Here is a 12,413-nt window from a genome sequence, read left to right on the forward strand (position 1 = left end):
TATTATGTATTATTTTTATATAATTTAAGTGACTTAATCGCGTCTACCTAAAATTTGCATAGCCCAATATAATAAAGAGGCTAACGCTCCAATTGCTGCTACTAAATAGGTTCTTGCAGCCCATTTAAGCGCATCTTCAGAGCCTTTATATTCTTCTGGAGTGACAATATTTTTTGCTTTTAACCAAGCCAAAGCCCTATTACTAGCATCATACTCTACTGGCAAAGTGATAAAACTAAATAGTGTAGCAAATCCCATCATGACCAAACCTGCAATTGCAACATAAAGTCCACTTGCACCTAATGCACCAGAAGCCATTAATGCAATACCACCAATAATAACCCATTGTGACATACTAGATGTTACTTGAACAACAGGTACTAATTTAGATCGCATAGTCAAATAACTATAGGCTGTTGCATGCTGGACAGCATGGCCACACTCGTGTGCAGCTACAGCTGCTGCTGCTGCATTTGCATGACTATACACGACTTCACTTAAATTAACAGTTTTATCCACTGGATTATAGTGATCCGTTAATTGTCCTTTAACAGAAATAACCTTTACGTCTCTAATACCATTATCTGCTAGCATTTTTTCTGCAATTTCTGCTCCTGTCATACCATTACGCAAATGCACTTTAGAGTAAAATGCAAATTTACTTTTTAACTTACTACTTACTATACTACTAATTAAACCTATAGCTCCTATTAGTATATAGTAACCCATATATCCTGAAAACATATTTTTTTAAATTTTAAAATTGATACTATAAATATAGCAAAAAGTAAGCCAACTTAAAGGATAGAAAAAATGTCAGACTTAGACTTTATTTTTATTGGCATAAAAATCTGTTAAGCCGACCATTTTAGAGTAATGAAACCTATAATTAATCTGCAATTAACTTATCATAACTCAGAAAATAATCTTCCTCACAAGGTGTCATTGCATGAGGATAACTAGGTGTTAGTAAGACGCCTTTAGGTGTTAAATTCCAGACTTTGTTATCCCAATTATAAGCGTCAGTAAACACATTACATTCTTCCTGAAATGGATCTGAAGGATCATAATATTCTGATTTTAGTAATTGGAAAAAACTAATATTAGGATACAAGTCTTCTATATTATTAACTTCTAATAACGTTTTTAAATTAAAGGTATAACCTACTGTCCCGTAAGATGGATGTGCACCACCACAATATACACTGTAGCTTATTTTAAAACTAACAAAGTTATCATTAACCAAATTAATAGTATTGGACACTTCAAACCAAGAATTACAATCCAATTTACCTTGAGCAAACTGAAAATGAATACTATCTAATTTAGCATTAAATATAGCCCTTTGGCTTTTAGTAAAACCGTTACCTAATCTAAAAAGTGACATATTTGAATACGCCTCGTGAAACCAAACAATCTGTTTATTATTATAGGTTGAAACACTATCTTTAACAACATGAAGTTTTGGGTTTCTAAAATCCTCAATTGGATCTGTATCTGTTTCAGTTAAAACGACTTGGTAGATTTGGGATTTAATTTTTAATTGACCTATTAACGTATTGCCTTTTTTCTGTAAGGTAAAAACTTCTTCTGCAGAGCTAATGCTATCTTCATTATAAAAATAACCATCAATTAAAGTTATGGTATCGTTACTAATAACTCCCTTTAAAGGGATATTAATTAATTTAGAATCGTAAAAATAATAGCCTTCAGCTCGAGTTGTATTAGCTTGACTACTATTTTCGTAAACATCTAATTGTAAGTGTATAGGAAAATTTTCGACATGACCAACATATGATTGCGACCAAAGCATTATTGGGAACAACAACATAACTATACATTGTTTCATATTGAAATTTTTTAATTACTATTTAGATTTTCACTGATGTTGCTTAAACCTATTTTCAACCAAATTACCTATTACCTCAGCATGTTTGCTTGATTGGTTTGTTTTTGTTTTAAATATAATACTTTATTTTGAGAGATTGCTTCGTTCCTCGCAATGACGTTGGCTAATAAACGTATCGTCACATCGAGTGATTTGTGAGGCACCAGCAAATTGTATCGAGATGCCTTCTTAAATGGTTCTCGATACTAAATGCTGAAAAAGCATTTCACTCGAACTGACGTGTTTTGAGTACTTTTTAATGTTTACTCTTTAATTACTTAATTAATTTTGAGAGATTGCTTCGTTCCTCGCAATGACGTTGGATAATAAACGTAACGTCACATCGAGTGGTTTGTGAGGCACGAGCAAATTATATCGAGATGCCTTCTTAAATGGTTCTCGATACTAAATGCTGAAAAAGCATTTCACTCGAACTGACGTGTGGTGAGTACTTTTGATTGTTTATTCTTTAATTACTTAATTAATTTTGAGAGATTGCTTCGTTCCTAGCAATGACGTTGGATAAAAAACCAATTCGCTATAACTAACATGATTAATTAAAGAGATTGCTTCGTTCCTCGCAATGACGTTGGATAACAAACGTAACGTCACATCGAGTGGTTTGTGAGGCACGAGCAAATTGTATCGAGATGCCTTCTTAAATGATTCTCGATACTAAATGCTGAAAAAGCATTTCACTCGAACTGACGTGTTGTGAATACTTTTGATTGTTTACTCTTTAATTACTTAATTAATTTTGAGAGATTGCTTCGTTCCTCGCAATGACGTTTGCATTTTTATTATCCAACAATATTTACAATTTTACCAGGTACAATAATCACTTTTTTAGGTGTACGTCCATCTAATTGAGCAATAGTTTTTTCATGAGCCATAACGGTCTTTTCTATGTCGTCTTTAGACATATCCATTGGTAACTCTAAAGTAAAACGCATTTTTCCGTTAAACGAAATTGGATAATTTTTACTACTCTCAACCAAATGGCTAGCTTCAAACTTAGGAAAAGCTGCAGTACTAATAGACTTTGTATTTCCTAATTGGCTATAAAGCTCTTCAGTAATGTGTGGTGCATAAGGTGATAATAATACTAACAATGGTTCTAAAATAGCTTTACTAGTACATTTTTGTTGTGTCAACTCGTTAACAGCAATCATAAACGTTGAAACCGAAGTATTAAAAGAGAAGTTCTCTATATCTTCTTCAACCTTTTTAATGGTTTTATGTAACGTTTTTAGATTGTCTTTTGTTGGCTCAGCATCATTTACAGTAACTCCATTTTCGCCAACATATAATTTCCATAGTTTTTTCAAGAAACCATATACACCTGTAATACCAGCAGTATTCCAAGGTTTAGCTTGCTCTAAAGGTCCTAAAAACATTTCGTATAAACGTAAACTATCTGCTCCATACTGCTCGCAAATATTATCTGGATTTACGACGTTGTATTTGGATTTAGACATTTTTTCGACTTCGCGACCTACTTTATAAACACCATCTTCTAAAATGAATTCTGCGTCCTTAAAGTCTTCTCCAAATTCTCCATCATTTTTTAATCCTTCGATATCTAATTCATCAGAAGCATTAACGTATTGCACTTTAACATGAATAGGTGCAACTTTTTTATCATTAATTAATCCTTTAGACAGATACGTATTTGTACCATCTTCACGATAAACAAAAGCACTAGTCCCAAGAATCATCCCTTGGTTAATTAGCTTTTTAAAAGGCTCTTCTACTCCAACAAACTCTCTATCCTTTAAAAACTTCACCCAAAAACGTGAGTATAATAAATGTCCAGTTGCATGCTCGCTTCCTCCAATATAAAGGTCTACGTTTTCCCAGTAGTTAAGTGCATCTTTGCTAGCAAAGTCTTCTCCTCTATTGGCTTTTTCTTCCATATAACGGAAAAAGTACCATGAACTTCCTGCCCAACCTGGCATTGTGTTTAACTCTAGTGGGTAGATTCCGTTATCTTTAGACGTCTCGACTGCGCTCGACGAGACAAGCGTGTTAGAAACCACTGTATTAGTATTAGTGTCCCAAGCCCAAACGTCTGCACGACCTAAAGGTGGCTCTCCAGTTTCGGTTGGTAAGTATTTTTCTACTTCAGGTAAAGTGATTGGTAAATGCGCTTTATCAATCATTTGTGGCATTCCGTTAACGTAATATACTGGAAACGGTTCTCCCCAATATCGTTGACGCGAAAATACTGCATCACGCAATCTGTAGTTAGTTTTTCCTTCACCCTGACCCATTTGCTCCAAATCGTAAATGGCACGTTTGGTTGCTTTTTTATAGTTCATTCCGTTAAGGAAATCGCTATTTGCAATTTTTACGTTGTCTTTAGATGTAAAAGCTTCTTGGCTAATATCTGCACCTTCAAAAATATTAGGAATTGCAATATTAAAATGTTTTGCAAAGTCGTAATCACGTTGGTCTCCACAAGGCACAGACATTACTGCTCCTGTACCATAACCAGCTAACACGTAATCTCCAATCCAAATTGGAATTGGCTCTTTGCTAAAAGGATGCTCTGCGTATGCACCTGTAAACGCACCAGAAATGGTTTTTACATCTGCCATACGATCACGCTCGCTACGTTTTGAGGTTGCTAAAATGTATGCTTCAACTTCTGCTTTTTGTTCTGGAGTCGTTATTTTAGACACTAACTCATGTTCTGGAGCTAAGGTCATAAAACTAACACCAAAAATAGTATCAGGTCTAGTTGTGAAGACTTCTATTTGATGAGACGTCTCGACTGCGCTCGACGAGACAGAAGGAATAACATTAAAAGTCACACTTGCTCCAACAGATTTACCGATCCAGTTACGTTGACTTTCTTTAAGCGAGTCTGTCCAATCTATAGTATCTAACCCTTGCAGTAAACGTTCTGCGTAAGCAGAAATTCGCATACTCCATTGCGTCATTTTTTTACGCATAACAGGATGTCCACCACGTTCTGACACTCCGTTTACAATCTCGTCGTTAGCTAAAACGGTTCCTAAAGCAGGACACCAGTTGACTTCAGTTTCGGCTAAATACGTTAATCTATATTGTAGTAGTATTTCTTGTTGTTTTTCGGATGAAAATCCATTCCAATCGTCAGCAGAAAATATTTCGATATTATCATCGCAAGCGACATTTAAACCAGATTCTTTTGGACAATTCCCGTTTAATTTAAAAACGTAAATTAACTCTTTTATATGTTTTGCTTTATTATCGTTAAAACAATAATAAGATTCAAATAATTGAATAAAAATCCATTGCGTCCATTTGTAATATTCTGGACTTGATGTGCGTACTTCGCGACTCCAATCAAAACTGAAACCAATTTGGTCTAATTGACGTCTGTAGGTTTTTATGTTAGTCTCTGTTGTAATTGCAGGATGTTGACCAGTTTGAATAGCATACTGTTCGGCAGGCAATCCAAAGCTATCATACCCTTGAGGATGCAATACATTAAATCCTTTATGGCGTTTGTAACGTGCATAAATATCTGACGCGATATAACCTAATGGGTGACCAACGTGTAATCCTGCTCCTGATGGATAAGGAAACATGTCCAAAACATAATATTTTGGTTTGTCACTACTGTTTGAGGCTTTAAAAGTCTGATTTTCGGCCCAATATTTTTGCCATTTGGCTTCGATGTCGTTAAAATGGTATTGCATTTTTGTGTTTTTCCGCTTAATTAAGCAACAAATTTAAACTTATTATAAGACTATTAAAAGTTTGACGTTCTAAATCAAAGGGATTTCATTTTCTTTTATATTTTTACACTATAAACTAACATCAATTTATGAGCTCTTCTTTTGAAAGATATCAAAAACGTAGATTAATTTCTTCTTACTTTTCTGTAGTACTAAGTATTGCATTAGTATTATTTTTATTGGGTATTTTAGGACTTTTGGTTCTTAACGCTAAAAAGGTAGCAGACTTGTTTAAAGAACAAGTAACGGTTACTATTTATTTAAAAGACAACGCCAAGGACGTCGAAGTTAAGCAACTTGAAAAAAGTTTAGCGTTGGCAGATTATGTAAAATCTACCGAATACATCTCTAAAGAGCAAGCTGCTGAGTCTATGAAAGCTGAAAATGGTGAAGATTTTATGGAGTTTTTAGGATTTAATCCTTTACAAAATAATATTGATGTTAACCTTAAAGCAGATTTTGTGACTTCTGATAAGTTAGAAGAATTAGCTGCAACTGCACTAGAAAAAGGTTTTGTTGAAGAAGTTAGGTATGACAAAGATTTAGTAACCTTAATGAATAGTCGCGTTAAAAAAATTAGCTTTTGGGTCTTATTACTAAGTGCTATTTTTACTTTAATTGCGGTATTGCTAATCAATAGTAGCATTAGATTATCTGTTTACGCTAAGCGTTTTACTATAAAAACGATGCAAATGGTAGGTGCTACCAAACGCTTTATACGTAGACCATTTGTTTGGAAAAGCATTAAACTAGGTATACTTGGCGCTATCCTTGCTTTAGTAGGCTTAGGGTTTATAGTGTATTATGTGGACCAAGCTTTTCCAGAATTAGTTTTACGTCAAAGCCCTATTTTAATAGGTGGTTTATTTTTAATAATCTTTTTACTAGGTATCCTTATTACTTGGATAAGTACTCATTTTGCAACACAACGTTTTTTAAATTTAAAGACCGATCAACTGTATTAATTTAACAGCTTTTAACTAAAGCGTTAACAATACTTTGCACTTTAGCGCGTTATATTTACTTAACCAAAAAATAACGCACTATTGACCAACTAATACTTTAAAATGATTAATAACTCTAAAACTAATGTTTATGAAACGAATCACATTTGTATTAATAGGTCTAGTTGCAATTATTGCTTATTTAGCGACAACAACTAATAAGTTTGAAACTAAAGTTGCACACACAGATAAAGTGACTATTAAAAAACATCAAACAAAATTTATTTACGATTAATTTAAAAAGTTTAAATTTGTCAAAAATCAACACAAATAATACTTTGGGAGAAAGCAACAAAAACAATAAAAACAGTTTAAAAACCGAATTAGTTTTTGGTAAACACAACTATAAATTTATGTTTATTGGCTTAGCTTGCATTGCCTTAGGCTTCATTTTGATGTCTGGTGGTGGTAGTGACGACCCAAATGTATTTAGTGATGCTATTTTTAGCTGGAGACGTATCCGTTTGGCTCCTGCTTTAGTAATTATTGGCTTTGGTATACAGGTTTACGCAATACTATCTAAGCCTAAAGCCGAATAACACTTCTAGTAGTTTATTTTTATTGAAATTAGACTATTAAATTTCAACTTCATTGTATCATTTGGTCATAGTATTTTAATACTTTTGCCAACATGGATATTTTCGATTCAATTTTATTAGGTATAGTACAAGGATTAACTGAGTTTCTTCCTGTGTCTTCAAGTGGTCATTTAGAAATAGGTAAAGCCATTTTAGGCGATAAAAGTATTCCTGAAGAAAGCTTATTATTTACTGTAGTTCTTCACTTTGCTACTGCATTAAGTACCATTGTTATTTTTAGAAAAGATATTTTAGACATTATTAAAGGCTTTTTGGCTTTTAAATGGAATGAGGACACCAAGTTTGTAACAAAAATTGCAATCTCTATGCTTCCTGCTGCTTTTGTAGGATTATTTTTTGAAGAACAATTAGAACAACTTTTTGGTGGTAATATTCTTTTAGTAGGTTGTATGTTATTAGTTACAGCAATATTATTATTTTTTGCTGATAAAGCTAAAAACACAAATAAAAACGTATCCTTTAAAGATGCACTAATTATAGGTGTGTCTCAAGCAATAGCCATGCTTCCTGGTATTTCCAGAAGTGGAGCAACCATATCTACTTCTGTATTATTAGGTAATGACAAAACTAAAGCTGCACGCTTTTCTTTTTTAATGGTTGTACCGTTAATATTCGGAAAAATAGCCAAAGACATTTTAGGAGGTGATTTAAATTTTGATAGTCAAAATATCACTGCATTATCCGCTGGTTTTATAGCTGCTTTTGTTGCTGGTTTATTTGCTTGCACTTGGATGATTAGCTTGGTTAAAAAAAGTAAGCTATCCTATTTTGCTATTTACTGTGCTATTGTTGGTATAATTGCAATAACATTTGCACTATTAAATTAAGTCAATGACTAAAGAAGATTATTTAGCAGGACAAGTTTTACTTATAGACAAGCCATTAGATTGGACGTCTTTTCAGGTGGTAAACAAACTACGTTGGGAAATCCGCCAAGCTTTTAATATTAAAAAAATAAAAGTGGGTCATGCTGGAACTTTAGATCCATTAGCTACTGGATTACTAGTTATTTGTACTGGTAAAATGACCAAACAAATAGACACCTTTCAAGGTCAAATTAAAGAGTATACAGGAACAATTGTTTTAGGAAGCACAACACCATCATACGATTTAGAAACCGAAATTAATGAGACTTTTAATACTAGCCATATTACCCAAGATTTAATTCACCAAACGACTAAACAGTTTATAGGTGAAATTGACCAATATCCTCCAATATTTTCTGCTTTAAAAAAAGAAGGAAAGCGCCTTTACGAATATGCTAGAGCTGGTGAAACCGTTGAAATTAAATCTAGAAAAATATCAATTCAAGAATTTGAGATTACTAACATTGATGGTCTAAATATTGATTTTAGAGTGGTATGCAGTAAAGGGACTTACATACGATCTTTGGCTAACGATTTTGGAAAAGCATTAAATTCCGGTGGACACTTATCTATTTTACGTCGCACAAAAATTGGTGATTTTGATGTAAAAAATGGGCTTTCGATAGATGATTTTATTAAAAATCTCCCAAAAAAGGACTAAAACACATCTTTTTATACTTTGCAAACGTATATAAATATACTAACAATTAGTTAAAAATCGTTTGTAATACATGCTTTTTAAAAACTCTCATAAAGCGCTAGCTATAACTTTATTAATAACAGGCACATTACTGTTGTCTGTATTAAATGTGACTGTTTTTAAAACAAATACAGCTGTCGCTGAAACAGTGTACGACATAGAGCAAGTTGAAGATATTATTGAAAATATAGCCGAGCAAACACCAATCCAAAGCGCTAATAAAGCAACTAATAAAGCCTTTAACACTTCTGAAAACTATAAACACTATGCACAAGCATACAAACCTATAGCTCCTCCTGAGGATTATACTAATCCAAAATTAGAGACCTATAAAAACGATATCAAAACTGAAGAAACTACGGAAGCAAGTCATGGTAATTCTGCAATCTCTGAAAAGACATTAACTAGTTTTAATAGCGTAAACGAAATACTTAACAAACGGTCTAAAAACAGTAGTGCGAAACAAAGTAATGTTGCCAACACTAACAGCTCTATATACTATTCATTAAAAGGGCGGACAGATCAATACTTACCAATTCCTGTTTATTTATGTGATGCAGAAGGTAAAATTGTAGTTAATATAACCGTAAATAGTAATGGTGCTGTTATAGATGCTTATATCAACAATGCATCAACTTCTAATAATGCATGCTTACAAGAACATGCTTTACAATATGCTAAGGATGCTAAGTTTAATACCTCAACAACATCAAAGCAATTAGGGTCTATTACATTTCAGTTTACCGGAAAATAGATATATTCTCCTTTAAATGTAAAAGAGAATATATATTATTTAACCAATTAAAGCGACTAAATCCGCTATAACTGTATGACCTTTATCTTTATTATACCATTGTTGCAAGTCTTCTTTAAACTCTGGCGTTAATTTACCATACTTAGCTTTATAGTCATTTACCAATAATGTTGCTGTGCTTGGTCTTGGACCATAGGTAGCAATAACATCTTTAGTAATTGTATCTAAAATAATTAACTTAGCTATAGACCTAGAACCATTAGTTAAAAATTGGTCCATTAACGCTTCGTTATCATCTCTTAATACAACTCTAAAATTGATACCATCGTTTAATTCTGCAATTTTATTAATAACAGGCATGACATGTGCAGCATCTCCACACCAACTTTCTGTAATTATAATCCAAGTTTGATTAAATGTTTTATGTTTAATAGCATCTGCAACGCCTTCTCCAATCTTAATCGTTTTATCCCAACGCTTCATGCGCTTACTATTAAGCATTGTATAATTAGCTAAAGCTTCGTTAACCTCATGACCTGTGTTTGAATTGTTTTCGACTTTAGTCAAAACCAAATCTCTATATTCAGCATAGCTCATGCTATTATCCAACCCATCTTGTAAAATTTGTTTGATAATTGTATCTTTAAGTGTATCCATAGTACAAAAATACAGCAACTATTATGATTTATAAGTTACTGTTGTTACATTAGTAGAAATTATTAAAACTTCCTTACAATGTTAACTTTAAGAACCTTTAAACCTATTTTATTTGTTGGTTTTTTCAGCTTATTAGCTTGTAAAAGTCTTAATTTGATTCCTAATTATCATATTTTTAAAAATCTATATTTGTTTGATTTAAGACATGTAATAGTGCTTATTTACATGTTAATTACCATAAAAGAATATCGAAAAACGAAACAAAATGACAAAACATAAATGCGGTTGGTGCGTTGGAGATGATTTATATGAAGCTTATCATGATAAAGAATGGGGAACTCCTGTTTATGATGATGCTACACTATTTGAGTTTTTAATCTTAGAAACCTTCCAAGCTGGTCTTAGTTGGATAACTATTTTACGAAAACGCAATAATTTTTTTGATGCATTTGACCAATTTGATTATCAAAAAATAGCTAATTACAATGAAGAAAAAAAATCTGAATTATTACAAAATGCTGGCATTATTAGAAATAAATTAAAAGTTAATGCCACGATTACTAATGCCCAATTATTTATGGACATCCAAAAAGAGTTTGGTAGTTTTAGCACTTATTTATGGGCTTTTGTAAATAATACACCTATAAAAAATAAAGTAGCACATTATAAAAGTGCACCTGCAAATACTACAACTAGTGATGCCTTAAGTAAAGATTTAAAAAAACGAGGTTTTAAATTTGTTGGATCAACTGTTGTTTACGCATTTATGCAAGCTGTAGGTATGGTTAATGACCATGAGGTCGCTTGTTTTAGATACCATGAGGTTTAAGTTAAATACTTTAAAAACTGCGCTCTAGAAATATCCATTGCACCTAAACTTTCCAAGTGATTTGTATAAACTTGACAGTCAATAAGCTTATAGTTTGTATTTTGAATAAAACTTATAAACCCTACTTTACTGGCGTTACTAACTTTAGCAAACATGCTTTCTCCACAAAACACACCATTACCTAAGTCTACACCATATAAGCCTCCAACAAGTGTATTATTTAGCCAAACCTCTATAGACTTTGCATAACCTAATTGATGTAATTTGGTATAGGCGTCAATCATACCTTTTGTAATCCAAGTATCATCTTGTCCTGATCGTTTTGCTGCAGCACAAGCTGTAATAACAGCGTTAAAATCTTTATTAACTGTGACCACAAAATCTGTGTTACGCAGGATTTGCTTCATGCTTTTAGACACTTTTAAATCTTTTGGAAACAATACAAATCTGGGATCTGGAGACCACCACATTATAGTGTTATCATCTTCAAACCAAGGAAAAATGCCTTTTTGATAAGCAGTTAACAATCGGTTTGGACTTAAATCTCCACCAACAGCTAAAAGACCATCTTCTGTAGCTTTATCAACTTCAGGAAACACATGATTATTATTTAAAAATTCCATTTGCAATCAATTAGTTTAAAATATTAAAGTAAGAAATTGAATTAGAAAACCTTATTACAAACTGTATTTACTTACAAAAAACACTAATATTTAATTTTACAACATTAATTACCAACGTTTTATCTTCTAATTAATTTATTTTTCAGATATTTATGTAGTCTTTATATTGATAATTAGTTTTCCACTGTTTTTAAAGTTTATAACTAAAGGCTAATAAAATCCACTATTTTAAAAAGTCTTGTTTAATTACAAGACTTTTTTTTTATAAAAAAACCTCAAAACAAAAGTCTTGAGGTTTTTTATATCTAGTACAACAACTAATTTTAATAAAGTTATTGTTTAAAGATTGACTATTACTTAAAATGGTAAATCGTCGTGATCTTCATCTTTTACATTATTTGCTGGTTCAAAAGCTTGTGCTGGTGGCACTTCTGGCATCCCTTGAGGTGCTGCTCCAGCTTGTACGCCTTCAATTCTCCAACCCTGAATAGAGTTAAAATATTTAGTTTCTCCTTGAGGATTAACCCACTCTCTACCACGTAAATTGATGTTTACTTTAACATCTTGCCCTACTTGATAGTTGTTTAATAAATCACATTTATCTTGAACAAACTCTACTAAAATATGTTGAGGATATTGCTCTTCTGTAGTTACTACTAATTCTCTTTTTCTAAATCCGTTGCTACCAAAACTTTGAGTTTCTCCTACTAGCTTAACTTTACCTTGTACTTCCATTTTCTATATAATTATTAAATATTCGTCTAA

General features: G+C 32.3%; 13 protein-coding genes. 7 read left to right on the forward strand and 6 right to left on the reverse strand.

What is annotated here, in order from left to right; translation table 11 throughout:
• Positions 1 to 33: 33 nt before the first annotated feature.
• From B2989_RS10185 to leuS, 3 genes are all read right to left on the reverse strand, one after another.
• Positions 34 to 744, reverse strand: a complete 711-nt coding sequence (locus tag B2989_RS10185) for a zinc metallopeptidase (RefSeq protein ID WP_292948058.1) — start codon at positions 742 to 744, stop codon at positions 34 to 36.
• Between the two features lie 145 nt (positions 745 to 889).
• Positions 890 to 1,849, reverse strand: a complete 960-nt coding sequence (locus B2989_RS10190; RefSeq protein ID WP_292948060.1) for a hypothetical protein — start codon at positions 1,847 to 1,849, stop codon at positions 890 to 892.
• 839 nt (positions 1,850 to 2,688) lie between these two features.
• On the reverse strand, positions 2,689 to 5,577 hold the full coding sequence (gene leuS / locus B2989_RS10195) for a leucine--tRNA ligase (RefSeq protein WP_292948062.1): 2,889 nt from the start codon (positions 5,575 to 5,577) through the stop codon (positions 2,689 to 2,691).
• Positions 5,578 to 5,705: 128 nt separating this feature from the next.
• Here leuS and B2989_RS10200 point away from each other — a divergent pair, with 128 nt between their 5' ends.
• From B2989_RS10200 to B2989_RS10225, 6 genes are all read left to right on the forward strand, one after another.
• Entirely contained in the window at positions 5,706 to 6,581 is an 876-nt protein-coding gene (locus B2989_RS10200) for a cell division protein FtsX (protein WP_145004175.1), read from the forward strand.
• A gap of 130 nt (positions 6,582 to 6,711) precedes the next feature.
• Positions 6,712 to 6,855 (forward strand): hypothetical protein, encoded by a 144-nt coding sequence (locus tag B2989_RS10205; RefSeq protein ID WP_186439217.1) that lies wholly within the window; start codon positions 6,712 to 6,714, stop codon positions 6,853 to 6,855.
• A 43-nt stretch (positions 6,856 to 6,898) separates the two neighbouring features.
• Positions 6,899 to 7,159, forward strand: a complete 261-nt coding sequence (locus tag B2989_RS10210; RefSeq protein WP_292948102.1) for a DUF3098 domain-containing protein — start codon at positions 6,899 to 6,901, stop codon at positions 7,157 to 7,159.
• Positions 7,160 to 7,251: 92 nt separating this feature from the next.
• On the forward strand, positions 7,252 to 8,046 hold the full coding sequence (locus B2989_RS10215) for an undecaprenyl-diphosphate phosphatase (protein WP_145004178.1): 795 nt from the start codon (positions 7,252 to 7,254) through the stop codon (positions 8,044 to 8,046).
• Positions 8,047 to 8,050: 4 nt separating this feature from the next.
• Positions 8,051 to 8,746 (forward strand): tRNA pseudouridine(55) synthase TruB, encoded by a 696-nt coding sequence (truB, locus tag B2989_RS10220; RefSeq protein ID WP_292948065.1) that lies wholly within the window; start codon positions 8,051 to 8,053, stop codon positions 8,744 to 8,746.
• A gap of 70 nt (positions 8,747 to 8,816) precedes the next feature.
• Positions 8,817 to 9,539 carry an energy transducer TonB family protein gene (locus tag B2989_RS10225; RefSeq protein ID WP_292948067.1) on the forward strand — a complete coding sequence of 241 codons (723 nt, stop codon included), beginning with the start codon at positions 8,817 to 8,819 and terminating at the stop codon, positions 9,537 to 9,539.
• Positions 9,540 to 9,578: 39 nt separating this feature from the next.
• On the opposite strand, the gene B2989_RS10230 is transcribed toward B2989_RS10225, so the two are convergent.
• Positions 9,579 to 10,196: a thioredoxin family protein gene (locus tag B2989_RS10230; RefSeq protein ID WP_292948069.1), complete on the reverse strand. Its 618-nt coding sequence runs from the start codon at positions 10,194 to 10,196 to the stop codon at positions 9,579 to 9,581.
• A gap of 265 nt (positions 10,197 to 10,461) precedes the next feature.
• On the opposite strand from B2989_RS10230, the gene B2989_RS10235 reads away from it, so the two are divergent.
• Complete coding sequence (locus tag B2989_RS10235) at positions 10,462 to 11,025, forward strand: DNA-3-methyladenine glycosylase I (protein ID WP_292948071.1); 564 nt, start codon at positions 10,462 to 10,464, stop codon at positions 11,023 to 11,025.
• Here B2989_RS10235 and aat read toward each other — a convergent pair.
• Both aat and B2989_RS10245 read right to left on the reverse strand, forming a co-directional pair.
• Complete coding sequence (aat, locus tag B2989_RS10240) at positions 11,022 to 11,648, reverse strand: leucyl/phenylalanyl-tRNA--protein transferase (RefSeq protein ID WP_292948073.1); 627 nt, start codon at positions 11,646 to 11,648, stop codon at positions 11,022 to 11,024. The genes B2989_RS10235 and aat overlap by 4 nt on opposite strands.
• 357 nt (positions 11,649 to 12,005) lie before the next feature.
• Positions 12,006 to 12,383 (reverse strand): DUF3127 domain-containing protein, encoded by a 378-nt coding sequence (locus B2989_RS10245; RefSeq protein ID WP_145004194.1) that lies wholly within the window; start codon positions 12,381 to 12,383, stop codon positions 12,006 to 12,008.
• Positions 12,384 to 12,413: the final 30 nt, after the last annotated feature.

It is taken from the genome of Olleya sp. UBA1516 (assembly GCF_002323495.1).
Lineage (GTDB): Bacteria > Bacteroidota > Bacteroidia > Flavobacteriales > Flavobacteriaceae > Olleya.

Coding starts and splice junctions, on each gene's coding strand:
- B2989_RS10190 (WP_292948060.1), bottom strand. CDS start 1,849: ATGAAACAATGTATAGTTATGTTGTTGTTCCCAATAATGCTTTGGTCG.
- B2989_RS10235 (WP_292948071.1), top strand. CDS start 10,462: ATGACAAAACATAAATGCGGTTGGTGCGTTGGAGATGATTTATATGAA.
- B2989_RS10245 (WP_145004194.1), bottom strand. CDS start 12,383: ATGGAAGTACAAGGTAAAGTTAAGCTAGTAGGAGAAACTCAAAGTTTT.
- truB (WP_292948065.1), top strand. CDS start 8,051: ATGACTAAAGAAGATTATTTAGCAGGACAAGTTTTACTTATAGACAAG.
- B2989_RS10185 (WP_292948058.1), bottom strand. CDS start 744: ATGTTTTCAGGATATATGGGTTACTATATACTAATAGGAGCTATAGGT.
- B2989_RS10215 (WP_145004178.1), top strand. CDS start 7,252: ATGGATATTTTCGATTCAATTTTATTAGGTATAGTACAAGGATTAACT.
- B2989_RS10225 (WP_292948067.1), top strand. CDS start 8,817: ATGCTTTTTAAAAACTCTCATAAAGCGCTAGCTATAACTTTATTAATA.
- leuS (WP_292948062.1), bottom strand. CDS start 5,577: ATGCAATACCATTTTAACGACATCGAAGCCAAATGGCAAAAATATTGG.
- B2989_RS10200 (WP_145004175.1), top strand. CDS start 5,706: ATGAGCTCTTCTTTTGAAAGATATCAAAAACGTAGATTAATTTCTTCT.
- B2989_RS10230 (WP_292948069.1), bottom strand. CDS start 10,196: ATGGATACACTTAAAGATACAATTATCAAACAAATTTTACAAGATGGG.
- B2989_RS10205 (WP_186439217.1), top strand. CDS start 6,712: ATGAAACGAATCACATTTGTATTAATAGGTCTAGTTGCAATTATTGCT.
- aat (WP_292948073.1), bottom strand. CDS start 11,648: ATGGAATTTTTAAATAATAATCATGTGTTTCCTGAAGTTGATAAAGCT.